The 24629-nt window shown below is 61.9% G+C and carries 26 protein-coding genes; 11 read left to right on the top strand and 15 right to left on the bottom strand.

Features of this window, described 5'->3' with window-relative positions; all coding sequences use genetic code 11:
* Positions 1-56: 56 nt before the first annotated feature.
* The gene (locus G522_RS0118130; RefSeq protein WP_026792258.1) at positions 57-518 is read left to right on the top strand and encodes a hypothetical protein; all 462 of its coding nucleotides are present in this window, start codon (positions 57-59) and stop codon (positions 516-518) included.
* Between the two features lie 107 nt (positions 519-625).
* On the opposite strand, the gene G522_RS0118125 is transcribed toward G522_RS0118130, so the two are convergent.
* Together G522_RS0118125 and G522_RS27510 are read right to left on the bottom strand one after the other, a co-directional pair.
* A complete protein-coding gene (locus tag G522_RS0118125) occupies positions 626-5167 on the bottom strand; it encodes an NACHT domain-containing protein (RefSeq protein WP_026792257.1) in 4542 nt (1513 codons plus the stop codon).
* A gap of 136 nt (positions 5168-5303) precedes the next feature.
* Entirely contained in the window at positions 5304-5585 is a 282-nt protein-coding gene (locus tag G522_RS27510; protein WP_245586689.1) for a GNAT family N-acetyltransferase, read from the bottom strand.
* A 112-nt stretch (positions 5586-5697) separates the two neighbouring features.
* On the opposite strand from G522_RS27510, the gene G522_RS0118115 reads away from it, so the two are divergent.
* From G522_RS0118115 to G522_RS0118105, 3 genes are read left to right on the top strand one after another with little or no spacing between them, the layout of a single operon-like run.
* Positions 5698-6297, top strand: coding sequence for a TetR/AcrR family transcriptional regulator (locus G522_RS0118115; RefSeq protein WP_026792256.1), 600 nt, complete (start codon positions 5698-5700; stop codon positions 6295-6297).
* A gap of 4 nt (positions 6298-6301) precedes the next feature.
* A complete protein-coding gene (locus G522_RS0118110) occupies positions 6302-6736 on the top strand; it encodes a DMT family transporter (protein ID WP_026792255.1) in 435 nt (144 codons plus the stop codon).
* A 9-nt stretch (positions 6737-6745) separates the two neighbouring features.
* Positions 6746-7630 carry an alpha/beta fold hydrolase gene (locus tag G522_RS0118105; RefSeq protein ID WP_026792254.1) on the top strand — a complete coding sequence of 295 codons (885 nt, stop codon included), beginning with the start codon at positions 6746-6748 and terminating at the stop codon, positions 7628-7630.
* A 43-nt stretch (positions 7631-7673) separates the two neighbouring features.
* On the opposite strand, the gene G522_RS0118100 is transcribed toward G522_RS0118105, so the two are convergent.
* Both G522_RS0118100 and G522_RS0118095 read right to left on the bottom strand, forming a co-directional pair.
* Positions 7674-7997, bottom strand: coding sequence for a low molecular weight protein tyrosine phosphatase family protein (locus G522_RS0118100; protein WP_026792253.1), 324 nt, complete (start codon positions 7995-7997; stop codon positions 7674-7676).
* A 186-nt stretch (positions 7998-8183) separates the two neighbouring features.
* Positions 8184-8855, bottom strand: a complete 672-nt coding sequence (locus tag G522_RS0118095; RefSeq protein ID WP_036839894.1) for a DUF3313 domain-containing protein — start codon at positions 8853-8855, stop codon at positions 8184-8186.
* A gap of 320 nt (positions 8856-9175) precedes the next feature.
* On the opposite strand from G522_RS0118095, the gene G522_RS0118090 reads away from it, so the two are divergent.
* Complete coding sequence (locus G522_RS0118090; RefSeq protein WP_026792251.1) at positions 9176-9787, top strand: TetR/AcrR family transcriptional regulator; 612 nt, start codon at positions 9176-9178, stop codon at positions 9785-9787.
* A gap of 229 nt (positions 9788-10016) precedes the next feature.
* Here G522_RS0118090 and G522_RS0118085 read toward each other — a convergent pair whose 3' ends face one another.
* The 3 genes from G522_RS0118085 to G522_RS0118075 are packed head-to-tail and all read right to left on the bottom strand — an operon-like array spanning position 10017 to position 12180.
* Positions 10017-10592 carry a GNAT family N-acetyltransferase gene (locus tag G522_RS0118085; protein ID WP_036839892.1) on the bottom strand — a complete coding sequence of 192 codons (576 nt, stop codon included), beginning with the start codon at positions 10590-10592 and terminating at the stop codon, positions 10017-10019.
* A gap of 56 nt (positions 10593-10648) precedes the next feature.
* A complete protein-coding gene (locus G522_RS0118080; protein WP_026792249.1) occupies positions 10649-11890 on the bottom strand; it encodes a type II toxin-antitoxin system HipA family toxin in 1242 nt (413 codons plus the stop codon).
* Complete coding sequence (locus G522_RS0118075; protein ID WP_026792248.1) at positions 11887-12180, bottom strand: helix-turn-helix domain-containing protein; 294 nt, start codon at positions 12178-12180, stop codon at positions 11887-11889. Before G522_RS0118075 ends, G522_RS0118080 begins: the two co-directional genes overlap by 4 nt.
* Before the next feature lie 334 nt (positions 12181-12514).
* Here G522_RS0118075 and G522_RS27505 point away from each other — a divergent pair, with 334 nt between their 5' ends.
* Positions 12515-14164, top strand: a complete 1650-nt coding sequence (locus G522_RS27505; RefSeq protein ID WP_169453553.1) for a putative bifunctional diguanylate cyclase/phosphodiesterase — start codon at positions 12515-12517, stop codon at positions 14162-14164.
* 345 nt (positions 14165-14509) lie between these two features.
* Here G522_RS27505 and G522_RS0118065 read toward each other — a convergent pair whose 3' ends face one another.
* Together G522_RS0118065 and G522_RS0118060 are read right to left on the bottom strand one after the other, a co-directional pair.
* The gene (locus tag G522_RS0118065) at positions 14510-14821 is read right to left on the bottom strand and encodes a hypothetical protein (protein ID WP_026792247.1); all 312 of its coding nucleotides are present in this window, start codon (positions 14819-14821) and stop codon (positions 14510-14512) included.
* Positions 14822-14957: 136 nt separating this feature from the next.
* A complete protein-coding gene (locus G522_RS0118060; RefSeq protein WP_026792246.1) occupies positions 14958-15710 on the bottom strand; it encodes an SDR family oxidoreductase in 753 nt (250 codons plus the stop codon).
* A gap of 211 nt (positions 15711-15921) precedes the next feature.
* Here G522_RS0118060 and G522_RS0118055 point away from each other — a divergent pair, with 211 nt between their 5' ends.
* The gene (locus G522_RS0118055; protein WP_026792245.1) at positions 15922-16812 is read left to right on the top strand and encodes an AraC family transcriptional regulator; all 891 of its coding nucleotides are present in this window, start codon (positions 15922-15924) and stop codon (positions 16810-16812) included.
* Between the two features lie 6 nt (positions 16813-16818).
* On the opposite strand, the gene G522_RS29160 is transcribed toward G522_RS0118055, so the two are convergent.
* The 6 genes from G522_RS29160 to G522_RS0118025 form a co-directional block, all read right to left on the bottom strand.
* Positions 16819-18093, bottom strand: a complete 1275-nt coding sequence (locus G522_RS29160) for a S1C family serine protease (protein ID WP_169453552.1) — start codon at positions 18091-18093, stop codon at positions 16819-16821.
* A gap of 173 nt (positions 18094-18266) precedes the next feature.
* Positions 18267-18977, bottom strand: a complete 711-nt coding sequence (locus tag G522_RS0118045) for an RES family NAD+ phosphorylase (protein ID WP_026792244.1) — start codon at positions 18975-18977, stop codon at positions 18267-18269.
* Entirely contained in the window at positions 18974-19390 is a 417-nt protein-coding gene (locus G522_RS0118040; RefSeq protein ID WP_026792243.1) for an MbcA/ParS/Xre antitoxin family protein, read from the bottom strand. Before G522_RS0118040 ends, G522_RS0118045 begins: the two co-directional genes overlap by 4 nt.
* Positions 19391-19585: 195 nt before the next feature.
* Complete coding sequence (locus tag G522_RS29155) at positions 19586-20470, bottom strand: J domain-containing protein (protein ID WP_051228783.1); 885 nt, start codon at positions 20468-20470, stop codon at positions 19586-19588.
* 237 nt (positions 20471-20707) lie between these two features.
* Complete coding sequence (locus G522_RS0118030; RefSeq protein WP_026792242.1) at positions 20708-20980, bottom strand: hypothetical protein; 273 nt, start codon at positions 20978-20980, stop codon at positions 20708-20710.
* 100 nt (positions 20981-21080) lie between these two features.
* On the bottom strand, positions 21081-21488 hold the full coding sequence (locus G522_RS0118025; protein ID WP_026792241.1) for a DUF2000 family protein: 408 nt from the start codon (positions 21486-21488) through the stop codon (positions 21081-21083).
* On the opposite strand from G522_RS0118025, the gene G522_RS0118020 reads away from it, so the two are divergent.
* From G522_RS0118020 to G522_RS30120, 4 genes are all read left to right on the top strand, one after another.
* Positions 21487-22377: an AraC family transcriptional regulator gene (locus tag G522_RS0118020; RefSeq protein WP_026792240.1), complete on the top strand. Its 891-nt coding sequence runs from the start codon at positions 21487-21489 to the stop codon at positions 22375-22377. The two genes, G522_RS0118025 and G522_RS0118020, sit on opposite strands and share 2 nt — an antisense overlap.
* Positions 22378-22457: 80 nt before the next feature.
* Positions 22458-22805 (top strand): nuclear transport factor 2 family protein, encoded by a 348-nt coding sequence (locus G522_RS0118015; protein ID WP_026792239.1) that lies wholly within the window; start codon positions 22458-22460, stop codon positions 22803-22805.
* Between the two features lie 113 nt (positions 22806-22918).
* Positions 22919-23704, top strand: coding sequence for a PhzF family phenazine biosynthesis protein (locus G522_RS0118010; protein ID WP_026792238.1), 786 nt, complete (start codon positions 22919-22921; stop codon positions 23702-23704).
* A gap of 203 nt (positions 23705-23907) precedes the next feature.
* Positions 23908-24066 carry a DUF3563 family protein gene (locus G522_RS30120; protein WP_156886985.1) on the top strand — a complete coding sequence of 53 codons (159 nt, stop codon included), beginning with the start codon at positions 23908-23910 and terminating at the stop codon, positions 24064-24066.
* Positions 24067-24629: the final 563 nt, after the last annotated feature.

The following is a 24629-nucleotide window of genomic DNA, read 5'->3' as shown; positions in this document are numbered from 1 at the left end:
CAAACGGCTGAGGTCCAGCGGTTCAGCCCGACATGACCCGGCCGATGGAGTGACCCATGAAGACCATGATCCTGCCGACGCTCGGCGCACTGATCGCTCTTGCCCTCGCGTCGCCCGCTCATGCCGAAGGCAAATCCAAAACGATCTTCAGCTGTGCGATCGGCAAGAGGACCGCCTCCGTGACGCTGGCCGACGGGCAGCTCACCTATCATTTCGGCACCCGCGCCCACGACGAGCTGACGATCGTCGGCACCCCCGCCTCGGGCAACGTCTTCCAGATGGCCCAGCGCTACGCCGGCATGGAATACCAGCTGCGGTTCAAGAGCGACGACTACAGCTACATCCTCTACGCCGCCGAGGGTAACCCTCAGGTGGGCGCCGCCGCCAACTCCGGCCTGGTGATCCTGCAAGGCACCGACCGCATCGCCGACCGCTCCTGCGCCAAGTTCACCGAGTTCGCGGTGCCGCTGGATGGACTGGGGATTCCGGAGGATACGGAAGATTATTCGGCGATGTAGGGGCTGGGACGTTCACCAGAGATCGGATTCGGCCTGGTCAGTTGCGCAGAGCATCACGGCGCATCGCGCTGAAGCAGGCCTCTGTATCTCATTTACTTCGGCGCCGGTCAGACCGCTTCGAGCTTCTGCATCTCCATAAGACCTCGCTCAATCAACAGATCGATCATGTCAAGCGCTCGGGTTCGCCTTGAGGGATAAGCGATGTTCGACGCATAGAGCTTGAGTAACAGCTCGCCGATCTGATGCATCTCATAAAGATTAGCTTTGCGGCCGTTCTTGGTGATCGCTTGGAGCGTATCTTCAAGCAGTTTTAGCAGAACCTCGTCGAGCCCCGGCGGAGCCTGTTCGAGCTGATGCAGAAAAAAGGTATGATCAATCTCGAAATACTTGGAAGCAATATATGCTTCAAAGAGGCCAGCATACACGACGATATCAGGGGCCTCCATCTGACGGAAACAATCGCTCGCCTCATCCCGGACCGTCTTGTCCTCATCATCGAAAAACCGAGTCAACCAACCGGTACAGGCCGTGCCGAAGCGCGCAGACTTGAAATTAGAAGCAGCAACTGCTGCGGCCGCAGAGCGGTATTCGGCATCGGCATCAATTAGCGTCTCGGCAAGCGGCAACCAGCCTTGATCGTCTAAAGATCGACGAAATATTGCCAACGCAGCGAATCCGCGCGCAAGTGGATTGTCGTTGGTGAGATAGAGCTTAATCAGTTGCGCAAAACTCTCCGCATCCAGATCGGCGATCCAGCCGATGATCTGTTGGCCGTCGTTGGTGTAAAACGCTTCGGGGCAGGAACGCGCGGTTCGCAACGTCCAGTCAACGCCTTGCTTACCTTCGTGCTTCAGCGCGCTCATAATCAGGCCGCTAAGTGCCGAATGAATATGTGCAGCGGCTGGCTTACCAACAATCGCGTCGATCGCAGCGCGGTACTTCTCGAAAGCTTCCTTTGATTTCCAGCTGATCCTGCCCAAGGTATCGAGGGCTGAACCGCGCGCTGAGTTGATGGCCTTGCCAATCAGGTCGCTACCAAGAGTGAACGCACGCTTCCAGTCGGGCTCGTTGGCATCTTTGCTGTGATCGGTGTCACCAAGGCCCGTGCTGTCGTCGTCGCCTGTAGCGATCCTCAAAAGCAGTGCTTCCGCCTGTGGTCCGAGTGGTTCCTTGCAAGCTTGGATCATCCAGGCCAGCGACTGGTCGTCCGGACGCGCAGCCGGATTGGCGTTCACGGCTGCAAGAACCCGCTCTATCATTTCCCTATTAGGCTTGGACTCCGCGATACCGGAAGTGATCCCCCTGGCGAAATCTTGGTGCGTGCCTTCAGGAAACCGCAAGAATAGTGAGAGGAAACGTTCAGGCGCTTCCTTTGCGCGTTCTTTTAGCTCTCGCGATAGCTCCCACGCGCCTCCGATGAGGCCATTCCCGCGTGACCGCATCTCGTCGCGCGGGCCGCTGAATTTCTTAATTGCGCTGAGCCACGCGTCGTCACTCATGAACTTTGTGCGCTCGCCAGCAATCGGTGAACGCACCCAACCGCCGCTGATGCCTTCGGGTTCTTCAGGCCTCTGTCCGACAAACTTACGATCAAGTTCTGCAAGGCGTTTCGCTGCGTGCGGTGACAATTGTTCCGCGCCGATTTGGAGCAGTACCGACCATTCGCATCGACCCGATTGATTGAGCCAATGCATCACGTAACCGCTAGTTTTCAGCGGGAAGTCGGGTGCCCCCACCTCGTCCCGGCGTCGAAGAAGATTACGCTTGGCATAATCTATCTCGGTGCGTATTGACAGGACTGTGGCTTCCACCTGATCCCGTTCGGCCCCGTTCAACCAAGGCATGGTTACCGCAATTGCTCGGCCAGCAGAATGGCCATCAGCCATATGCCAACCCGCTTCAAAAAGCCCGGGATTTTCGAGCTGTTCGAGCAGTAGATCATGCAACGCCTCGGGATTGGCGGGAATTGTCTCAAGCAAAAGATGCAGGCTAGTGATGTGTGTTTCAGGTTCCATCGCGCGGAGCAGCCGCATGGCGGCGAGAGGGTCATAGCGGCCGATTTCCGCTAGCGCGGAGCGCACAATGTCAAGCAAGTCGACCGATCGCACATCGGTCCGGTTCAGGGGGCGCCAAGGCCAAATGCTATTCTCGGCAGGACGTTTATCACCTGCGATTGTACGCTCCATCGCTAGGCGCATAAATGGCAGCAATTGCTCAAGGAATGCGAGCGGAGCGGCCCTAGCGAGTTCGCTTAGCGAATGCATTGATGCTCCGCCGTCCTCGTAGCGACGCATGAACGGATGCCCTTCCGGATTCAGGTCGAACCAACGCCCCAACTGTGCCCCAAAGATCCGCGCAGCCTCTCGGGGAGCCGACTTGACCCATGATCGATAATAGGCGCCCCAGTCGTCACCATCTCTTTGCCAATCTCCCGGCGTCGAGAGACTAAGCGCAGTAATTAGGCCGTTAGCGAGTAGTTCCGCATCAACCTTGGGGTCAATGAATCGAAGCATATCGAGCACTTCACGGACACGCTCGGGTCGGCGCTCTAGAAAATCATCGATCAGCTTGGCGATTTCGTCCGGTGCTAACGGAACGATCGAGCGCAGGAAGTTTAGCGCCCAGGTGAGATCGTCGCCTTCACATGCCAGCCAACCGTTGAGCATACCCAGCGTTTGGAGCAGGTCGAACCAAGGCTTTCGCTCGAAAATTACATAACCTGTTTTGCGTGGAAGCCCATCGCACTTGGCGTAGCTTGCGATCAGCTCCCATTCGGCGGGGGTCGGATCGGGAATCGTCGCTAGCCAGCGCACGATCGTCTCACGGATATGTGGGCGTACACGCGTATCGCTGAGGATTGTACCGAGGTCAGAGAGATAGCGAGCGCGTTCAAGCTCACGTTCGAAGGCGAGGATTTGGCGGGTCTGCGTACGGCGGAACAGAGTCTGTTCGCTTGCGAGCAGAAAGTTGATTATAGGCTTGCCCTCCCGCACGAACGCGCGCGCGTGGAGATAGTCGAACAGAGATTCATGAATAAATCCAACCCGGTGACCGCGGGCGACTATAAGCCCAACACGCTGGAGAATGTCGAGCGCACCTGCGTAGAGATCGAGCGTGGCAACGGAGGCGACGAGTTCCTGTCGTTCACTCATCGCTTTGGCAATCGCGGTGAGCGGCTCATAAACATTCCAGCCGGGACGAAAGTCACGCTGGATCTCTTGCTCACGCGCCTGGAGCAACCGGCTATAGAGTTCTGAGAGATGCTCGACCCGACGCAAATCGCTGATTCCGCTTTGCGCAAGCGTCGCGGCCAGCGTCAGGCCAATCGGCATCCCAAGCAACGCCATCAGTCGGGAATTTTGGGCATCGTGGAGGATGCCAAGCCGGGTGAGCACCGGGTCAATCTCGGATCGATCGAAAGCCCCGACGTCTATTCGTACGTTGCCCTCAACCTTGGCGATCTCTCGAAAAGCGTGGTCGTTTTCCAGGTCAAAGCTGCGGCACGCGAAGATGAGCTGAACGTGCGGATAGTGCGCAGCTTTTCTAACTAGATCGAGCACTACGCGGCGTAGCTTGGCTACACGTCCTGAAACCTCACTAACCGCATCGGCCTGGTCAATGATTAATACTGCCTTCTTTTGGGCAGCAAGTTTTTCAAGGACTACGACCGGGCTATCTGCGGTACCGACGGTCTGCAAGCCCAACTCATCAAGAGTTGCGACAGAGCCGGCTTGGTCGACCCTGAACGCGAGATGTAGCGTGCCCTCCTCACGCAGCCGATCAATCACATCAGCGACAATCGCCGATTTACCGGTACCTGCGGCGCCTACGAGCAGAACCACTCCTGCGCCGGCCCGTAGCCCACCAAGGATGTCCTGAACAATTTCTCGATCGATCCGGAATAGTCCGGCGCCGAGCGGCGGATAGGAGCCGACATAACTTGAGGTCGCATCGCGAATGCGCCCTGGCAATGAACGGTCAAGTTCATATTGCTTGGCCTCAATCCCTGCCTTACGGACAAAGGCAATGACATCGTCATAGCCGATCGGTCGGTTGAAGTTATGATCCTCCTCCAGCCAAGTGCGGAACTGAGCGGCAATGGTATCTGGGTCTCCCTTGAACCAGTAGGCGAGGCGCGCACGCACAATGTCGGTGAGGTCGGGCTCGGATAATGTGCGGAATTCGCTATGTCCGAGAAATCGAAATGCATCAGCGGCGTCGCCCCCCAGCCGTTCCTTTAGGACACTCCAATATCTGCTTTCATTATCCGAAAGGCTGGCTTCGAAGGCTTCGATATTATGAGTCGCCGGGAGCTTTTCCTGAAGTAACTTCAGCTGCGGTGAGGGATCGCTCGATACAAATAGGCAACGTGCGCCACCAGTGCCGATCTTGGCGCGAAACGCTGCCAGTACCCCCGCAGCATCGAGGGCGGCGATCGACCACGTACCCGATGCAGTCTGGCGCTTGCACTGGTGCCACTCAGTACCGCTTGTCCGAACAACCGAGAACTCGAAGCCTTGCTCGTCGTCACCGAGCATTTCGATCGTGATAGTCAGAATCGTTCCGTCCAAAAGCCCGAGCAGTTGGTGCGTTAGCCAGCGAGCTTCGAAACGGTTGCCGACTTTGTCTGCGATCCCACCCTTATGCATGCGCCTCTCTCTTGAGCCTAATACAACTACGGAGCGCAGAACGGAAATGGAACAGATTTAGCCACAAGGCAATAGGCGACTAGTAGGCACATGCCGTCGCGCCGCGTATCGCCGAGAGACTTCGGCGTCACGTACTTTAGTGCTGAATCAGCTCGTGAAGCTGGCCTTGTTGCCTTCTCACCCACCAATCCTCACCCGATAATACACCTTCACCTGCTCCAGCCGATCCGACGGATGCGGCCCCATGAAATCCACTTCCCCGCCCCCTCTCGATCACCGTCCTTGAGGCCAGGTTCTCGACGTTGCAGAGGATCTGCAGCTCGCCCAGCCCCTTGGCTCTCGCAAGCTCCATCAGCGCCCGGAGCGCCGCCGTCGCGTAACCCCTGCCCTGCTTCCAGGGAACGACGGAATAGCCCACGTGGCCCGGCACGCCATCGGGCACGGCGCCGGTGGCGGGCACATAGCGTGCTTGACACGGCCGACTTCAACTCATATTAGGAAACGATCATTTCCTATTATGGGATCGGCGAATGATCGACATGGAGCGGACACGGGGCCGGCCTCGCGCTTTCGACGAAGCGAAGTTTCTCGACGCGTCGATCAAGTTGTTCAGCCGCGACGGGTTTGCGGGCGTCAGCGTGAGCGACATCACCACGGCCTCAGACCTGACCGCCGGAAGTATCTACAAGGCCTACAAGGACAAGCTGGGAGTCTTCACCAAGTCGCTCGAGCGTTACATCGCCTTGCGAGAGGCGGAGATCGGCGACCGTCTCCGAGGCCTTGACGATGCGCGGAGCAAGATCGCCGCCTTGCTCGACTTCTATCTCCAGATCAGTCGCGGCCCCGAAGGACGCCTTGGTTGCATGGTCGTCTCCGGCGTTGCCGACTTGGACCTTGTTGGCAGCGCCGCCGACCTCCTGCGCCGCCAGATGTCGCGGCGCCGGCAATGGCTCGTCGAACTCCTCAGCGACGGCAAGATCGATGGCTCGATCGCCGCAGACGTGAACGTGGGCGCAACGGCCGACCTGCTTCTGGCCCTGTTGCAAGGCCTGCGGGTGGTCGGGAAAGCCGAGCTGATCGGGGAACACGATGACGATCTCATCGCCAGCGCTCTCAAGCTCCTGAGCTAAGCCCATGCCCTGGTTCATTCTGGCAGCGCTTTCGGCGGGCGCCATGCTTCCCCTGCAAGCTCTGTTCAATGCCCGCCTCGGTCGATCCGTCGGCTCCATGTTCTATGCCGCCGGGTTTTCAGCCGCCCTGTCCGCCCTTTTGCTTGTCCTCGCAGGGTTTTTCGCGATGGGCGGCTCGCCGCGCACCGGCGACCTCTCCGCCGTGCCTGCCTGGGCCTGGGCCGGCGGCGTCTGCGGTCTCGTGACGCTGGCGGGGATCACCTTTGCGGCGCCCCGGCTTGGAGCCGGCAGTACCGTCGCGCTCGTGGTGACGGGCCAGGTGATTTTCTCGCTCGTGCTCGACCACTTCGGGCTCTTCGGGCTCGCCCCCCAGGCGGTGACGCTTCAACGCGCCTTGGCGGCAGCCTTGCTGCTGAGCGGCGCCTTTCTCATTCGATAGGACATGACCATGCAAACCTCAGCCCTCCCGGCAGCGCCGGATGGCTTCGCCCATCGTTTCCTGAGGGCGGACGGCCTCCGCTTCCACTATGTCGAGGGAGGGAGCCTTGACCGTCCGGCGCTTCTCCTCCTCGCCGGCTTTCCTCAAAGCTGGTTCGCTTGGCATGGCGTCATGGAGCGCCTCTCGGACCGTTACCGGATCGTGGCCGTCGACCTGCCCGGACAGGGAGACAGCGACAAGCCGCTCAACGGTTACGATACGCAAACGGTGGCGCGTCGCCTGCATGGCTTCGTGTCGGCGCTCGGTCTGCAGCGATATTTCCTCGCCGCGCATGATGTGGGTGCCTGGGTGGCGTTCCCCTACGCGCACCTTTTCGAGCCGGAGATGGAAGCCTTGGCGATCCTCGACGCCGGCATTCCCGGCGTTACCTTGCCCGGCAGCCTGCCGTCCTCGTCCGACGTCTCGTGGAAAACCTGGCATTTCCCGTTCCATGCGGTTCCAGACCTTCCCGAGCTGCTGCTCGAGGGACGCGAGCGTCCCTATCTCGAATGGTTCTTTCGGGAGAAATCGGCAGATCCGACATGGTGCGACGAGGCTTGCCTCTCGGAATACCTGCGCATTTTCACCGCACCGGGGGCCATGCGCAGCGGACTGGCCTTCTATCGCGACCTGGCCCGCTCGGCCGAGCAGAACACCAGCCTGGCCCAAGGCCGCCGCCTTGAGCTGCCCGTCCTAGCCCTCGGGGCGGACCAGGGCTCGATCCGGGATCTGGGAGGCGCCCTCGCCCCCTTCTGTTCCAGCGTGCGCTCGGAGACCGTGTCGAACTGCGGACACTTCCAACCGGAGGAGCAGCCCGAGGCAGTCGCCTCTGCCCTCGGAAACTTCTTTGGCTGACGACACCTTGAAACAGCGCGTAGCGGACGTCGGCGCCCGACCTTCAGCAGAGGATACGTCCCAGTCGCGCTGTCACAAGCTCCACGAGTTCTGGCTGCATGAATTCGAAATTGTCTGGAATATCCAGGCAGACGAGTCGCTTTCCTTTTAGAGACGGCCCCAACTGGCGTTTCAAACGCGACAGCTGTGCCTTCTCCATGACGGCTATCGTGTCGGCCCAAGCCAGTTGCTCGGGGCCGACGCGCTCGTCCGCGTCGGCGCTCAGTCCGGCGAAATCGGTCGGCTGTCCGAGGCGTTCGGCGGCGACTGCCGCTGCCGTGGGGCTTCTTTTCCGGGCCTTGCCGCAAATGAACAGGATGTTGGTCATGGCCCGACTATCGATCAGCAACCAGGGGCAGTCTAGAGGCCGGCTTTTCCAGAAAGAAGCTGGCGGCGATCGCCCGCCAGGCCCTGGCCAGGTGGCCGCAGGCCAGACCGAACAGGCAACCCGGGCGTGATCCCCTCGCGTGCAGGGCACCGTTCTGAAGCCGCGGATTCAACCGCACAACGCCGTCTAGCTCGGACTACGGCCGAGTTGAAGGACAAGATCGTCCGCGCCCATGCGGATTCCCGCGCGGGCGGCATCGAGCGGGCCGAAGCTGGCGAAGACGTTTACAGCCCAGGGGTATTGCTTGCTGATGTAGGCCCGAAGGAGGCGGTTGGACGTGCTGTCATAGATTTCGACCGCGTAACTTACCGAACCTGATAGCAGTCCCTGCTTGTCGCGGGCGGTCTGCACGGTATTCATCACCGCGCCAGCCGGCACCACTTTCGATACCGTTCCAAGAATGGGTACGTTGGCCTCGACGCCGGTCAGCGTAACCCGGATGCGCAAGGTGTTAGCGCTGGGAGTGGTCGCTGCAGCGAATTTGGCTTTAAGGGCTCCGGCGAATTGCTCCTGGATGTAGCTCGCCAATGCTCGCTTATCCTCATCGGAGACGTTTCCGAATTGCCCGTCGGGGCCCGAATAGATCAGCACAGGGTCGAGGAGAAAAGCGCTGTATTGGGACCAGTCGGTGTTACTTGCGGCATAGACGAAGGGTACGTGCCCAACCTTGTCTTTCGGATTGGCCGTGAGTTGCGCTGCGGATGCAAGCCCTTGGTAGCGAACGGGTTGTGAAGCGCATCCCGCCAACCCGCCTGTCACCAAGAGAAGGGCAAGCGATATCTTTGATAGCCTTACCATAGGACATCCCCACACTCGGTATGAACCACGCGCGATCAAGTTGAGGCGATGTTCCTCCGGATTTCAGACTGATCGCTCATCCACGTAACTCAGCGGCGCTGAGACGTCAACATTAATAGACCAATTAGTCTATTAATTGAGCTGAGATGCTCGCGGTGAGCCTTCTACCGGCAACCAAACGGCCCTCATGGGCAGGGCGCGCAGATTCCACGCTGGGTATTCCGATCGCCGCAAGACGGGCGAGAGCGGAACGCGGCCAGAGGATTGTCGGCGTCATTTCGATTTCATAGATTGTGCCATCTAATTTTAGGAAAGATGCGATGCGCAAGGTCGATCCAGCCAAGCACGAAGAGAAGCGTCGGGAAATCCTGGAGGCCGCCGGGAGATGCTTCGCTCGCAGCGGATTTCATGGCGCAACGACCTCCGCAATCTGCGCGGAGGCAAAAATCAGCCCCGGACATCTCTTCCACTACTTTGACAGTAAGGAGGCAATGATAGCGGCGATCACCCAGGCCCGCCTCGACGATGCCATGGTGCGCACCGAGCGCGTGATGGAGAGTGCAGACCCCTTTGGCACGTTCGTGAACGGAATAAAGGATGCTTTGCTGACCAAAGGGAGAATGAATAACCCCTTGTTGCTGGACATGCTGGCAGAAGCTAGACACAACCCCACGATGGCCGAGATCGTCCAAGAGAGCACGCGTCAAGGGCAGGCCGTGGTGGCGGCATTTTTGCGCAAGGGTCAGGAAGAGGGGCGGGTCGACACGAACCTGGATCCGGAATTGGCCGCGGCGATTGTCATCAGCGTGATCGATGGTTCTCAATCCATCGCCGTCCGCGACCCCAAACTCGATAAGGAGGAGAGCGGCAAGCTGCTTCTGAAGATGCTCTTGCGCTTATTCGCTCCACCCGCGGCAGCCGACGGCGCGTAGGCAGGTCCGGACGGGTGATGTGGCGCCGCACGGCCCCGAACTTGGCTGTGGGCGTGCTCAGTTTTTCCCAGAAAATCCTTCAGCACGGCGTTGTCGAGCATCTGCTCAACCAAGTGCTTCTTCAGTCAAGGGCCGAATCTAGTCTCATCACCGCAAAGATTTGCAGCGCAGTCCCCGGATGTACGAGGTGGCTTCACCGCATCAGCTCGCTATCGCGCCTCCAGCCCCCTCAAACCCTCACCCGATAATAAAGCTTCACCTGCTCCAGCCAATCCGACGGATGCGGCCCCACGAAATCAACCTCCCCACCCACCCTCTCGATCACCGTCCTGGAGGCGAGGTTCTCGACGTTGCAGAGGATCTGAAGCTCCGTGAGGCCCTTGCTTCTGGCGAAATCGATGAGGGCCCGGAGCGCCGCCGTCGCGTAGCCCCGGCCCTGCTTCCAGGGAACGACGGAATAGCCGATGTGGCCCGGCACGCCCTGGGGCACGGCGCCGGTCTCGGGCACATAGCGCAGGTCGGCCTTGCCGGCGAACTCGCCGTCGGAGATCCAGAGGGCGTGCCATAAGGTGTGATTGACCGGCATCGTCGGTGAGGCGTTATGCGCCGGGGCGGGATGGTTCAGGATCCTGTCGAGAGCGCCGACCCGGTCTTTCCGGAGGGCGGCGAGCTCGGCCTTGATATAGGCGGCATCGCCCACGCGCCTCGGATCGGGCGACCAGCCCCTCTTGAGCGCGTCCTCATAGCCGCCAAGCCCGTCCATCGTTGGCGTCACCAGAACCGGGGTTTTGGCGAGCGTAATCATCAGCTTGCATCCTGTCGTCGGGAGATGAGCTGCCTGTTGGGCACGTTGATATCGCTTCAAACCTTCATGGCATAGTCAAAATCTTCGTGCTCGAAGGCGGGCGCCATCCTGGCGATTTCGGCTGGCGGCGCGTGACGTCTTTGCGCGTATTGCTTCCAGTTGGCCGTCACCGAGACGCATGTTCGAAGGATCTCGTCCGAAACCTGGGGGGATACATAGAATTCCGCGACATCCCGCAGCAACTGCAAGGACGCCGTGGCCTCGTCGTAGTCGATGCGTGTCTTGAGAATGCGAGGTCCGTCCGGCACCGGGTTGAGGTCGTAGCAGGGGCTCAAAGTCCATCCGCGACGCCCCTGCCAGAGAAAGCCATGGTTCCTGAGGTGATCGTCGGTGTTGCTGATCAGGATGCTGAAGCATATGCGGCGGAAAAGCTCGGCGCGATCCCGCTCCGCTTCGGCGCCGTGGCGCGCGATGGCGTCGACCATTTCAAGGTAACTTCCGTCATCGTCGCCATCGTCATGTTCCGTCATCGCCATGGCGCTGATGAAGGGAATCCTCTGGCCGTCCTTTCGGTCAAACCGCCGGGTCATGAAAATCGGCCCGTGATCGCTCGGCATCAGATCGTGCTCGACCGTCGTGATCCCTGCATCCCGCGCCATGTCGAGCGCAATGGCTTCCCACCGAGAGATGGAATAGGCATCGGTTTCCTTGGGAAACTTGGCAATGGACAGATGTCCATGCTGATCGACGACGGATGCCTTCGGCCGCGCGCCTCCCAGCGAGGAGCCAGGGGCGAATATCAGAAGAAGGTCCTCGTCCGTTTCTTCGCCGCGAAGGATACGATGCGAGGCCTGCAACAGGCGACCCAGCGCCACCGTCGTCGGAACGCCCTGGCCTTGCGGGGCCTGGAATTCTTCGTCTCCCTCAAAACGAAATCGCAGTGCCCCCAGGCGCGTTTCGTCTGAGACGCCCAGCAGAAAGTCGGTTTCCTGTAACGTGCGTACCCGTCGTCCTTCCTGCTCGGCCAGACGACGTTCACGGCGGCGCATCAGCTCGCGCCCCCAGGTATCCGGAGCGCTGTCTCCGAGCGTGCCGAACATCTCCCGTCCGGCGGACGGTGAGATCGAGCCTCGTGTCAAGGGCAGGCCGGGATCGAACTGGAAGGCCTCGGATGTGGCAAGCCATTTCGTGTCATGCTCGTAGGAGACCCGTTCGCGTCGCACGCCCGCCTGTCGGCGCAACACGCCGACGCGCGTCAGGCGACCATAAGCATCGAGAAAGACTTCGATATCGCTCATTTGCCGCGCACTCTGACCGGCAGATGCTCGTTCGAGAGCTCGGTATCGAGCGGGTCGGTCAATTCGAGATTTTTGAGAAGACCGAGTGCCTGCATGACCATCAGGTAGGTTGCCGCGCGGACGTTGGGATCACCCGCCTCGATGCGCTGCAAGGTCGGGCGCGTCGTGCCGGCTCGCTCGGCGACGACATCCATCGGCAGCCGCCTTAGAAGCCGCGCCCGCTTGAGCTTGCCTCCGATGGCTTTGAGCTCCCGCTTCGTGGCGGGCGTGATCTGGGTAGGAGCCGGCATTTGGCAAACCTGCTTTTCATTAAGTGCTATAATGTAATACACATTTTACAAAACACAAGCCTGACCCCGGCACTGGATTAACCGCCCCCCGCCCCGGTAAGCTATTCTTGATATTCAATGTTCGGCGCATACCGCGCCATTGCCGCCTCCTGCTCTCCTGGTCGAGTTGACCGCAGGATAACCTGAGTCTCTGGTCGTGCTTTTCCAACCCATCAATTGAAACGGGAATGTTTAACCCTTGGAAAGGCTTTCCCGGGTTAAAACAGCGGCAGTTTGGACCGCAGCTGGAGCGGCGCAATTGGCTCACTTGGCGCTTCCCGGGATCTTCGACAGCGTGGACGCACTCCAGGCTTTTGTCGACACCATTCCCTGCCCGATCTTCGTCAAGGATCGGGAACACCGGTTCGCCCTGGTCAATCGGACGGCCGCCGATTTCTTCGGCATGGATGGCAGCGAGCTGCTCGGCTTCACCGACCGGGACCTGTTTCCCGATGCCCATGTCGACGAATACTGGGCCATGGACGACCTCTTGTTCTCCACCGGCGAGACCAACGAGAACGAGGAAGACCTGCTCGACCGGGCCGGCAACATGCGGCGGATCATCACCCGCAAGAGCCCGATCAAGCTGGCCTCCGGCGACGACCTCTTGGTGGCGGTGATCACCGACGTGACCGAGATCCGCCAGGCGGAAGCGCACAACCGCTATCTCGCCTTCCACGACCAGCTGACCGGGCTTGCCAACCGGGCGATGCTCTACCAGCGCCTCGACGAAATTCTCAGTGCCCCGGAGCCGAGGCACCCGACCGTGCTGCTGATCGACCTCGACCATTTCAAGGAGGTCAACGACTGCTTCGGCCATCTGGTCGGCGACGAGCTGATCCGCAGCTTCGCCGATCGCCTGGCCGCCTGCGCCGGCGCTGGCGATCTGGCCGTGCGGCTCGGTGGTGACGAGTTCGTTCTGCTCCTCGCCGACGCCAAGGAGGCCGAGGCGATCTCAGCCCGCATCCTCGATGCCGCGTGCGCGCCGTTCAGCATGGGCGAGGCGTCCGTCACCATCGGCGCATCGATCGGCGTGGCAAAGTCCTGCGGCAACTGCGACCTGCGCAGCGAGCTGTTGCGCCGGGCCGACGTGGCGCTCTACCGCGCCAAGTCGCTGGGCCGAAACCGCTTCGCGCTGTTCTCGCCGGACATGGACGACGGGCGGCAGATCCGCATGCAACTCGAGCTGGAGATGCGGCAGGCGCTCGGCGATTTCTCGCAATTCGAGCTGCATTTCCAGCCGCAGGTGAAGAGCAGCACCGGCGAGGTCGTTGCGGTGGAAGCCCTGGTGCGCTGGCGCCACCCCAGACTGGGGATCGTCGCGCCGTCGCGCTTCATTCCCATCGCCGAGGAAACCGGGCTGATCGTGCCGCTGGGCAACTGGATCCTCGAGGAGGCCATCCGGCAGGTGAAGGCGCTGGACCTGAACATCCGCGTGGCGGTCAACGTGTCGCCCGTTCAGCTCAGGCAGGCCGGCTTTGCCGAGCGGGTGCTCTCCACCATCGCCCGGCTTGGCTGTTCGCCCGACATTCTAGAGCTGGAAATCACCGAGACGGCGGTGTTCTACGCCAACAAGGCCGAAATCGAAATCCTCGACAGCCTGCGCAGCCGCGGGGTGCGCATCGCCCTCGACGACTTCGGCACCGGCTATTCGACGCTGTCCCACCTGCGCCATCTCTCCGTCGACAAGATCAAGATCGACAGGACCTTCGTCCGGTCGCTCGGCCAGGTATCCGACGCCGACGCCATCATCCGGGCGCTCGTCCAACTGGGCAGGCACCTCGGCGTGGAGACCACCGCCGAGGGTGTGGAAACCGAGGAGCAGCGCCGATTGCTGAGCGAGCTCGGCTGCACCGAGCTGCAAGGCTTCCTGATCGCCAGGCCGCGCCCCATGGCCGAGATCGAGCCCAGCCTGCGCAACGACGCGCGCAAGCTGGCGTCGTAGATAGAGCGGTTGGGTGGAGGCCTTCGGCGGCGTCCTCCTCACGCCGCCCGCCCTCTGCTATGGATCGGCACCCCCGCTGCTTGCCTGGTTCTTCCTGGTGCCGCTGATCGGCCCGAGCGACAGCCAAGGCGACCGAATGCGGTGGAGGAGCGCTATAGGCGCGCCTCGCCCCTTCCGGCCCGAGATCCCCCCTAAATTCACGCGTGAACTTAAGCCGCCCTCGCGGGGAAGACAATCTATGTATATGATTCAACTATATAATACTGTCTTCCTTCGCGAAGGCAAAGGACCTCAGGCAGAACGAGGAGCAACGCTCATATAGCGCTGCAAGAGCGCGCCCTCCGATCAATGGCTGACCATGCGCATATAGAGGATCGGCCGCCCCTCGCGAACCAGCGCCACGCCTTCGTCGGCGTGCGGCCCCGTCGGGCGGCCACGGCAGAGCCACAGGCTGTCGCCATCGGCCATCTCGTCGTAGAGCGGCGCCAGCGCCTTCTTGAGCAGATCGAGGTCGCGGATATGCTGCAGCAGATGTTCCGGCAGGTCTTCGAACTGATGCATCAGCCAGCTCGAGATCTGCGGCAGCGTCACCTCGACGACCAGCGCGAGACCTTCCGGGTCCCGCTTCACAGAGATCGGTGGGAACGGGTCAACCATGGGCCTGCCTCGCCGCTGTGCGTCTCGACGGAAAGCTAAGGCTGTTGCCATTCCCAAGGCAATCGCGCTTTGGTTGCGGTAGGCAAAGCGAGGGAGCCCATCGAGCGCCCTCGCCTCGTCGCGCGTCCCCAGGCTTTCAGATGACCTGGCCGCCCGACACCTCGATCCGCTGCGCCGTCACCCAGCGATTGTCCTCGCCCAAGAGGCTGGCGATCATCGGGCCGATGTCATCGGGCAGGCCGACGCGCCCGAGCGCGATCATGTTGGCGAAGGCCTCGTTATACTCCGGCGTATCGCGCACTGCGCCGCCCAGGAAATCGGTGGCGATCGCGCCGGGCGCCACGCAGTTGGCGGTGATGCCGCGCGCCCCGAGCTCCCTGGCGAGATAGACCGTCAGCACCTCGATCGCCCCCTTGGCCGCCGAATAGGCCGAGAAGCCGGGGTAGGAGACGCGCGTCAGCCCCGAGGAGTAGGTGACGATGCGGCCGCCATCGGCGATCATCGGCAGCAGCGCCTGCGTCAGGAAGAACACCCCCTTCACATGCACGGTGATGAGGCCGTCGAACTGCGCCTCGGTGGTGTCAGCGAAGGCCGCCATCTCGCCGTGGCCGGCGTTGTGGACGAGGTGATCGAAGCTGTCGCGCCCCCAGACGTCCCTCAGCGTCGTCTGGAGCGTTTCGGCAAAGCCTTGAAAGCTGTTGATGTCGCTAACGTCGAGCTTCAGCGCCACCGCCTTGCGGCCCATGGTGGTGATCTCGAACACCACCGCGTCGGCCTCGGCCTTGTTGCCGCGATAGGTGACGATCACATCGCCGCCACGGCGGGCGATGCTGGTGGCGACGTTGCGGCCGAGGCCACGGTTGGCGCCGGTGATGAGTGCGATGGTCATGTGCCGTCTCCTTGGTTCGTTTGACGGGACGATCATCGCCCGGCGCGATCACCTGCGGTTGCCTGAAGCTGGCCGCTTTTTGCCTGATCCTTCAGAGGAACTGTCACCACCCGTCAGTAGCGCCACCTGGCTTTGCCTAGACCTCGCGCCTCTTTGCCCGATCCTCCACGCCCTCTTGCGCGCATCAGCCCGTCGTGCCTACTTTTCTCCTATGACCGAAACGCTGCTCTCCGCCGTCCGCCGCCATGCCGCCGTCCATGCCGACGCCTCGGGTGTCGCGCCGACGCCGATCCCCGGCCTTGCCGTCATCCGCGCCACCATGCCCAGCGCGCTGCAATATGCCATCAACCGCCCCCTGGTGGCGCTGGTACTGCAGGGCGAGAAGCGGGTGACCATCGGCCCGGAGACGCTCGATTTCGGCGCCGGCGCATCGCTGCTGATCTCCGCCGACGTGCCCACCGTCAGCCAGATCACCGAGGCCAGCCCGGCCGTGCCCTATTTTTCGCTGGTGCTGGAGCTCGACCTCGGCCTCGTCGAGGAACTCGCCATCGAAATGGCCGCCGCCCCCTCGCCGCTCGGCCCGGCCGTCCGCGTCGAGCCGACCGATGCCGAAGTGGCAGATGCCGCGCTCCGCCTGATGCGCCTGCTCGATCGCCCCGCCTCGCTGGCCGTTCTCGGCAACCAGCTGCTGCGCGAATTGCATTACTGGCTCCTTGCCGGCCGGCACGGCGGCGCCATGCGCAGCCTCGGCGTCAAGGACAGCCACGCCCAGCGGATCTCCCGCGCCATCGCCGTGCTGCGCGCCGAGTTCGCCGCGCCCATCCGCGTGGAGCGGCTGGCCGATATCGCCGGTCTCAGCCCCTCGGCCTTCCACCAGCATTTCAAGGCGATCACCTCACTGTCGCCGCTGCAGTTCCAGAAGCAACTGCGCCTCATTGAAGCCCGCCGCCTGATGCTGTCGGAAGGCCGGAGCGCCAGCCTCGCCGCCTACGAGGTGGGCTACGAAAGCGTGCAGCAGTTCACCCGCGAATACGCCCGCCTGTTCGGCCAGCCGCCCGGCCGCGACATCAAGGCCTCGCGCGAGAAATCGGTGGCGGCGTGAGGGGTGCTACTCCGTCACCTCGCAGGTCACCTGGGCGCTGAAGGCACGGGCGATCTCCGCGACATCGGGCGTCTTCAGGTCATCGCCCGGCGCTTCGCTCTTATAGGCGACGAAATGATCGTCGAGGAAAGCCTTGGCCACGTCGGCCTTGATGGCGAAGTTGGCGTTCTGGATCACCTCGATGTCGTCGTTTTCGATGGTCTGGATGTTCGACTTGGCAACGACGACGCCGACGACATGGCCCGATTGATCGACCACCGCGCCGCCGCTGTTGCCGCTCTGGACGGGTGCCGAGATCTGCATCTCCGCCTCGTTGTCCTCGGTACCGGCCAGCGACGCCACCAGGCCGGTGGAGAGGTTGCCGCTGCTCGACAGATAACCCGTCAGTGGGTAGCCGAACACCACCACCGAATCTCCCAGGCGGATCGGCGGCGCGGCGCGGAACTTGGCGACGGCAGGGCTCTGGCCGCGCATCTTCAGAAGCGCGAGATCCTTGGTTGTCTCCCGCGCCACGATGGTGGCGGGCTCGGTGTGGTCCTTGCCGAGCCTGAGCGTTGCCTTGCTGCAGCCTTCCACCACATGCGCGTTAGTCAGGAGATGGCCGGCATCGTCGACGAAGAATCCGGTGCCGGAGGCAATGGTGGGCTCCGTCTTGTCGCTCGGCTCCGTCTTGTCGCTCGGCGCGTCGTCGCGAACGCCACCGGTCGTCGTGTTCCCGCGATGGCTCTTGTCCGGTCGTGATGGTGTCGGGCTGGCGTCTGCCTGATAGCTGTCGTCGATCGCCTTCAGCGAAATGCTGCCGTCATCCACGGCGGCGATACATTCGCGTAGCTTGGCGAGGCCCTTCTGCGTGCCGGACAGACTGTAATTGCCGTAATCGTGGCGGCCAATCTTGAGGTTCAGCCTGCTGCCGCCGGCAAACTCCTCAACGGCCTCCTCCTTCACGCCCTCGACGGCGACGCCCTTGTAATCGTTGACCTTCACGCCGACGCCATCGCCGGTCCAGGTGCTGCGCCGGTCGTACTTGACGATGACGCCATAGTCCTCGTCCTCCTCGTAGGCCCAGGACTCGTTGCCGAACATGAGGAAATAGGAGAACTCGTCCTCGCTGTGGTCACCGCCGACCTCGATGACGGTATCGTCGTCATAGGCCATATGCATCAGGCAGGACTTGCGGGTGGTGTTGACCGAAATCGTCCACTTGCCGTCTTTGTCATAGACCTTGTCGCTGGTGTAGTAGTCCTCGCCGAAGGCCAAGGCTGGGCCGGACAATGTGGCCAAAAACGCCGCGAGCCAGAGGGAACGACAGAGGACAGGCATAGGACCGGCGACCATGGCGTACCCGCGAAGTGGTGGTTCCGGAATTCAGCAGAAATGACCCTCACCGCACAAGGGGAGGCCGGCCTTTGTCCCGAAAATTTCGGCGGGAGGTCGCGCTGGTCGAGCCGTCTGCCTCACACCACCTCGAACACCGTGTTCGTCTCGTCCGCCTCGTAGCGCTTGACGAAGTCCACCCGCGTGCCGTTCCAGTGGTAGCAATAGTGGGCGCCCTGAACGGGGATGGGGATCACGTCGGGCCAGAAGATGCCGATGCACCAGCCGCCGGTCCGGCGCACGCTCGGATAGACCACGCCGTCGCTGCCGGCGCCGCGCAACTGCCGCCCCAGCGCTTGCGAGGCGGCGTAATCGTCCGGATCGAGCGCGCCCGGCACGGCGCTGACGTCGTCGAGATCGGCGTCGACCGCCCCCACCAGCACCCGGAAATCCGACGTCCAGCCCGGCGCTTCCCGGGTCGCCGCCATGAAGCGCTGGTGGTGATAGATCGTCTCGGCGATCGCCACGTCCTCGCTGTCGCCGGCATAGTAGAGGCCATAGCTGCCGTCGGTGAAGCGGCCGGGCCTGAGCGGCGAGCAATGGACGAAGGGCGCCATCAGATAGCTGGCGTTGGGGCCGCCGACCCGCCTCCACTTTGGCACCTTGCCGAGATCGCCGATCAGGCCGCGCACGCGCGGATTGGTTTTCGCCTCGACGGCGGCCAGCGCCTCCCAGTCATGCGGGTCGGCGATATCCTCGAACAGGTCGATCGGCGGGTGGATGGAGCGGATGATGCGATAGGTTCTCGGCCACGTAACCCGCCGCCTGACAACCCCGACGGCGTCGGTCACCACGCGCCCCGCTCGGCGTCGAGATAGGCGCGCATGTCCGAGAGATCCGACAGTTCGCCACGCAGCATCAGGTCGAGCGCCGACTTGCCGTCGAAGGTGTCGTTGGGTTTGCGCACCCACTCATAGCCGCGCGCCGGCTCCTTGAAGAGGTAGCGCAGCCCCTTGTGGATGCCCATCAGGTGCGCCATGCGCATGCGGAGATCACGATCGATCCGCCCGATGCTGCCTTCCTTCCAGCGCGCCCAGGTGCGTGTCGACAGGCCGCCGAGCAGCGTCGTCGCCTCGGCATCGCTGAGCTTCCACGCCTTGAACAGATTGACCGTCGCCCGCGCCAGCGCCGCCGCTTCCTCGTCGGTGATGGCGGCGCTTTCGGTACGCTCGATCGGAGTGGTTTCGATGGGTTGCAGCAGCATGGCCTGTCCTGTCATTTGTCGTGAATATAGGCGCTTCACGCCAAATGGCAAGAATATATGCCGAGTTGGGATTCACGTTGACGTTGTTGGGACGAAGTGCATAGAGGGGAAGCTCAACGGAAACACCTTCGCGCCTTCGCAGTGACGGCCTCCTTAGGCATCTGTCTGAGCCACTCCAAGAGATATCGGCTTCGCCTAGGGTTTTAGAAACTCCCGCAGCGGAACTCGCACGTAATAGATAGCTGGACGACTATGGCGGCCATAGTCGGCAGGATAGTCGCGCGGAAGATAGTCGAATCTATAGTAGATGATCCTATCTGATCCACTTTTGTCAAAGTCCATAAAATTTTCACTGATTGCAACAGGCTCTATCAAATTTCTGCACTCGACGTCCAACTTGGTTCCAAAAGCATACTGTATTTTATAATTCTTTTCGGAAAGATAATCGTATGAAACCAACCGCCCACGCGGTATATAGAAAGACACAACGACCTGTCCAGAATTTACATCTCGCACCTTCGCGATAATGTTATACAAGCTACTATTCTCAAGCAATACAGTATACGAGCCAGCGTTCTGCGCCTCGACCCCCAAAATTGTTCCGGCAAAAGGAGGGCTCGCGCACGTCGGAAAGCGCCGCTCGATGTCCACCTCTCTTTCATGGATAAGTGCGATCTCGGCGTTCCTTTCGTCATTCATATCGATGGCCGCCCAAACGAGTAACGCGCAGCCGACCAGAAGCGTCAAGACGCGCGCGATGGCCCGTATGGGCCAGCGCGTTGTCCGCCGTGCGGACGGCCGTGCAGACCACGGCTCAGATAGCCGCACTGCCTCCCGGCCCCCCTGCTGCTCTTCGTAGAGCTCGCGGGCGACTCTGTCGTACTCTTGACGGCGGACCGGGTCCCCCAGAATATCGTAGGCGTCTGACATCTCGCGAAACGCGTCGGCCGACGCCTGTCCCGTGCTGTCCGGGTGGGTTTCCTTTGCCCGCTTTCTGAAAGCCGCGCCGATCTCCTCCATGGTCGCCGATGAGGTCAGCCCGAGGGCACGGTAAAGGTCCATGGGGTCGTTGTGGATCATCGCCGCCTCGGGAAACTCGCCGGTTGGTGCCGTCCGATATGGACGGAGAGCCAACCGTAAGCGAGTCGCGTCTACAACCTATTGACGAGATCCCGATGCCATTCGCCGCGTCCGGCCTACCGTCCCTCAGGGCGGGGGTCGCTGTGGTGCGTATATGTCTCGGAATCGGCCAATAGGTTGTAGCGGCCTTCTAATGGACGCTGCGCGAGCAGCGCGCCACCATGGCCTATTGCTGAGTCACCAGTTGGAAAACAGGGCGTCCGTTATTCCGTCAAACAGCGAGTACGCCATGTCATCGATGATTTTCTCGCCAAGGGATCGCTTGGAGCCAGCTTCCTGCCCCTCTGAAAACTTCGGGTCGTTGGTAAGTTGGCCGACAGAAACTTGCTCGGACTCGTCGCTGCCGGGCGCATAGTCCGGGCTGCGATGGGGAGCCCAGATCTGTTCCAGTGCGGCGGACCGCGATAAACCCAAGGCTTCATGGAAGCCGGACGGGTCCTTGTCATACATTGATGCCTCTGGCGTATGCCTGATTGTCACCGCCCTCCATATGGTGCGGCTGGAAACACGCGCCAGTGGCGACTACAACTTATTGACGAAATTGCTCCCCTCACGGGTGCATCTTCGCCCCCTTGGTGATCTTGTCGACCACCTTCTTCTCGGCCCGCATCGCGATGCCCACCAGCTTGGCGTCCTCCGGCGAGAACTTGGCGAACACTTCGCGGTTGGCGCCGTCGTGACCGGTCGAGAACATTTCCTCGACATAGGCCGACGTCACCACGCCGCGCTCCAACGACCGCTTATGGATGGTGCGCAACGTTTCCTGGTCGGCGACCAGCACCACCATCGGCTGGATCGACATCGGGTTGTAGACATGACCGGCCGCATCCCGGTAGGCTTCACCGATAATCGTTGGCGTTTGCGCGACGATGCCGCTCGTCAGGAAGGCGGTGACGTTGAGCTTCTGCCAGGTGGCGAGGTCATCGCGGACGACGAGGGCGATCTTGGTGTCGAACATGCCGGCAAACTCCGTGAGAGGGGTCGAAAGAGCTGACGCATTAGCGCCCGGCACCGCCGCCGGTCTTGAACGTTCGTGCGGCCGCTTCAGCGACGGGCTGCGCGTTTCCATTGACGACGGCGGTGTCGAGCGGCTGGAGGCGCGCTTTCACGGCAACGGCTTCTCGCCGCACCGCCACGACACCTACGCGCTGGGCCTGACGCTGCACGGCGTGCAGACTTTCCGCTATCGCGGCATCGAGCGGTTCAGCCGGCCCGGCAACGTCATCGTGCTGCACCCCGACGAGCTGCACGACGGCGCGGCCGGCGACGAGGCTGGCCTCATCTACCGCATGATCTACCTGCCGCCGGAGATGATCGCCGCCACGGGCGCCTCCCCCGGCGCCCTGCCCTTTGTCGCCGACCCCGTGGTGCAAGATGCCGGCCTCTGGCAGGCGCTGGCCGACATCCTGGCCGACCTCGACGGCGAGCCCGGCGACCTTCAGATGGACGACGTGTTGATGCGCCTCGCCGCTGGCCTCGTCCGCCAGGCCGGACTCAGGCAGACAAGATCGTCGGCCACCGCCGAGGCGGCCGTCCGCCGCGCCCGCGACTATCTCGAAGCCCATGCCATGGAGGCCGTCCGCTCAGAGACGTTGGAAGCGGTCACCGGTCTCGACCGCTACGAGCTGGCGCGCCAGTTCCGCCGCCTCACCGGCACCAGCCCGCACCGCTTCCTGGTGATGCGCCGGCTCGATCGCGCCAAGCGGCTGATCGCCCGGGGCACCCGCCTCGCCGACGCGGCGCTGGACGCCGGCTTTGCCGATCAGGCCCACTTCACCCGCCATTTCCGCAGCGCCTTCGGCATGCCGCCGGGGCGGTGGCTGGCCATGCAGAAGGCGGCGGGGTGAGGCGGCGTCATAAGGTTTGGAACTTTGCCTGTCACGCTCGCGTATCTCGCAAGTCACAGCTCCTACGCAACCGAGGCACCATGGATGACAGCATCGCGTTTCTGCAGGACCTCTACGACCGGTTCAACATGCGCGACATCGACGGCGTACTCGCCGCCCTGACCGACAATGTCGCTTGGGCCAATGGCATGGAGGGCGGCTACGTTTATGGACGCGAGGCCATCCGCGCCTATTGGACGCATCAATGGGCCATGATCGATCCAAACGTCGAGCCCGTCGGCTTCGAGCGCAGGGACGACGGAGCCATCAAGGTCGAGGTTCAGCAAACCGTCCGCGATCTCCAGGGCAAGGTGCTGGCGACCAACGTGATCGGCCACGTGTTCCGCTTGCGAGATGGCAAGGTGGCGCACTTCGACATCGAGGCCTAGAGCAGTTCCAGCAAAAGTGGGAACCGGTTTTGCGTCCGGAACTGCGTCTTAACAAAGCTCTAAGGCGCCTCCGGACTGTCTCGCCTTTGAATCGGATCGAGGAGCGCTCCCAAGTGCGCGTGCCCATTTATCAGATCGACGCCTTTACCGATCGGCTGTTTGCCGGAAACCCCGCCGCCGTATTGGTTCTGCCGCGCTTTCCCGCTGACGCGACGATGCAGGCCATAGCCGCCGAGAACAACCTGGCCGAAACCGCCTTCCTGATCTGGCAAGCCGGCCAGTATCATCTGCGCTGGTTCACCCCGACGGTGGAGGTTCCGCTGTGTGGCCATGCGACGCTGGCGAGCGCGGCGGTGGTCATGGAGCGGCTGGAGCCGGACCTTGACGAGGTGATCTTCCAAACGGCGAGCGGCCCGCTTCCTGTGATCCGAGCCGGCAATGGCTATGCGATGGACTTCCCCGCAAGGCCATCGGTCGAGATCCCGCCTCCGCCTGGACTGGCCGAAGCCCTGGGCGTGGTTCCCGAAGCGGTCTACGGCAATGAATTCAATTATCTCGCCATTCTGGCCGACAGCCAGGAGGTACGCGGCCTCGCGCCCGACCTCGCCGCCATCGCCCGTCTCGATCGTCCGGGGGTCATCGTCACGGCCCCGGGCGACGGCGACTACGATTTTGTCAGTCGCTATTTCGCGCCGGCCAAAGGTATCCCGGAAGACCCCGTCACCGGCGGAGCCCACTGCATGCTGGCGCCCTACTGGGCTGCCCGGCTTAACAAGACGGCGTTTCATGCCTGTCAGGCGTCCCGCCGCGGCGGCGAAATCGGCTGCCGCCTTGTCGGCGACCGGGTGAAGCTGGAGGGACGCTGCGTCTTCTATCTGGAAGGCCAGGCCGAGATATGACGGCTTGGGGCGAGGACGCAATCTTGCCGATCTTGTTGAGAAGACGGCCGCATCGGGGCGTCAACGGGTTTTCACCTATAGAAAATCTGAAGGCGGCCTTCAGAAGTTGCGATTAGGTCTCAGGCGCTTCCGGGTCTATATAGAGGATGTCAGAGAAAACAGAGAAGAGACCGGAATATGCCGGTCTGGAAAAGGAAAAGAAAATGTTCAACGCTCTCAAGCGTACTGCCCAGCTCCTTCGCGCCCCCAGCCAGGCCGAGCGCGACATGGACTACCTCAACCAAGCCACCGACCGTTACGACCTCGAAGCCCGCGAGCGCTACCTCGACCGCCGCGCCTTCCCGCGGACGATCGGCCTCTGAGGACGGAGCATCGGACCGAAAAGTGGTTTTCGGAAAAATCCGATGCGAGACTGAAGCGGCATAAAGCCGACACTTACGACATGACGTTGAGCGCTCGATACCTGACCGGTTCGGGCGCTTTGTCGTATCGAGCGCCATCCCGGCACGCATTGCCGAGATCGCTCACCCGCGCTTGCCGGTCAACGAAGTCGATAACCAGGCAGTCCGGGCATCTCAAAAATCCTCCGCCAAATTACCAAGCCGTTCACTAAACGATCTGATTGGCCAGGCTTGCCGACTCGTCAATCTTGACAAGCACCACACCGAGAGGGAATAGCGTCCAGGTTGCATCCCCTTGTGGGAACTGCCAGGTGACTCGCCGTGAGTGCGCCGCTTTCCATGGCGGGCAGAAAGGCACCGTAGCGCTTGCCGAAGCTCCCCTCGAGCAAGGCACCGGTGGTGGGATGCTCAGGCACCCTCCTGCTCCGTACCGCATCGCTCATCGGTCGACACCATCAAGCGGCGACCTCCATCCGGGAGGAAGCGCAACCCTGCATTTTGCCTGCGCTGAGGCAGGCGGCGAA

Origin of the sequence: Pleomorphomonas oryzae DSM 16300 (assembly GCF_000422965.1) — a bacterium.
In the GTDB taxonomy this organism is placed as follows: domain Bacteria; phylum Pseudomonadota; class Alphaproteobacteria; order Rhizobiales; family Pleomorphomonadaceae; genus Pleomorphomonas; species Pleomorphomonas oryzae.
This window is presented reverse-complemented; position numbering and strand designations above follow the sequence as displayed.

Bases quoted from the DNA above. Each gene is read 5' to 3' on its own strand.
- G522_RS0118130 (WP_026792258.1), top strand. From the start codon at position 57: ATGAAGACCATGATCCTGCCGACGCTCGGCGCACTGATCGCTCTTGCC.
- G522_RS0118125 (WP_026792257.1), bottom strand. From the start codon at position 5,167: ATGCATAAGGGTGGGATCGCAGACAAAGTCGGCAACCGTTTCGAAGCT.
- G522_RS0118115 (WP_026792256.1), top strand. From the start codon at position 5,698: ATGATCGACATGGAGCGGACACGGGGCCGGCCTCGCGCTTTCGACGAA.
- G522_RS0118110 (WP_026792255.1), top strand. From the start codon at position 6,302: ATGCCCTGGTTCATTCTGGCAGCGCTTTCGGCGGGCGCCATGCTTCCC.
- G522_RS0118105 (WP_026792254.1), top strand. From the start codon at position 6,746: ATGCAAACCTCAGCCCTCCCGGCAGCGCCGGATGGCTTCGCCCATCGT.
- G522_RS0118100 (WP_026792253.1), bottom strand. From the start codon at position 7,997: ATGACCAACATCCTGTTCATTTGCGGCAAGGCCCGGAAAAGAAGCCCC.
- G522_RS0118095 (WP_036839894.1), bottom strand. From the start codon at position 8,855: ATGGTAAGGCTATCAAAGATATCGCTTGCCCTTCTCTTGGTGACAGGC.
- G522_RS0118090 (WP_026792251.1), top strand. From the start codon at position 9,176: ATGCGCAAGGTCGATCCAGCCAAGCACGAAGAGAAGCGTCGGGAAATC.
- G522_RS0118085 (WP_036839892.1), bottom strand. From the start codon at position 10,592: ATGATTACGCTCGCCAAAACCCCGGTTCTGGTGACGCCAACGATGGAC.
- G522_RS0118080 (WP_026792249.1), bottom strand. From the start codon at position 11,890: ATGAGCGATATCGAAGTCTTTCTCGATGCTTATGGTCGCCTGACGCGC.
- G522_RS0118075 (WP_026792248.1), bottom strand. From the start codon at position 12,180: ATGCCGGCTCCTACCCAGATCACGCCCGCCACGAAGCGGGAGCTCAAA.
- G522_RS0118065 (WP_026792247.1), bottom strand. From the start codon at position 14,821: ATGGTTGACCCGTTCCCACCGATCTCTGTGAAGCGGGACCCGGAAGGT.
- G522_RS0118060 (WP_026792246.1), bottom strand. From the start codon at position 15,710: ATGACCATCGCACTCATCACCGGCGCCAACCGTGGCCTCGGCCGCAAC.
- G522_RS0118055 (WP_026792245.1), top strand. From the start codon at position 15,922: ATGACCGAAACGCTGCTCTCCGCCGTCCGCCGCCATGCCGCCGTCCAT.
- G522_RS0118040 (WP_026792243.1), bottom strand. From the start codon at position 19,390: ATGCTGCTGCAACCCATCGAAACCACTCCGATCGAGCGTACCGAAAGC.
- G522_RS29155 (WP_051228783.1), bottom strand. From the start codon at position 20,470: ATGATCCACAACGACCCCATGGACCTTTACCGTGCCCTCGGGCTGACC.
- G522_RS0118030 (WP_026792242.1), bottom strand. From the start codon at position 20,980: ATGTATGACAAGGACCCGTCCGGCTTCCATGAAGCCTTGGGTTTATCG.
- G522_RS0118020 (WP_026792240.1), top strand. From the start codon at position 21,487: ATGCCGGCAAACTCCGTGAGAGGGGTCGAAAGAGCTGACGCATTAGCG.
- G522_RS0118025 (WP_026792241.1), bottom strand. From the start codon at position 21,488: ATGTTCGACACCAAGATCGCCCTCGTCGTCCGCGATGACCTCGCCACC.
- G522_RS0118015 (WP_026792239.1), top strand. From the start codon at position 22,458: ATGGATGACAGCATCGCGTTTCTGCAGGACCTCTACGACCGGTTCAAC.
- G522_RS30120 (WP_156886985.1), top strand. From the start codon at position 23,908: ATGTTCAACGCTCTCAAGCGTACTGCCCAGCTCCTTCGCGCCCCCAGC.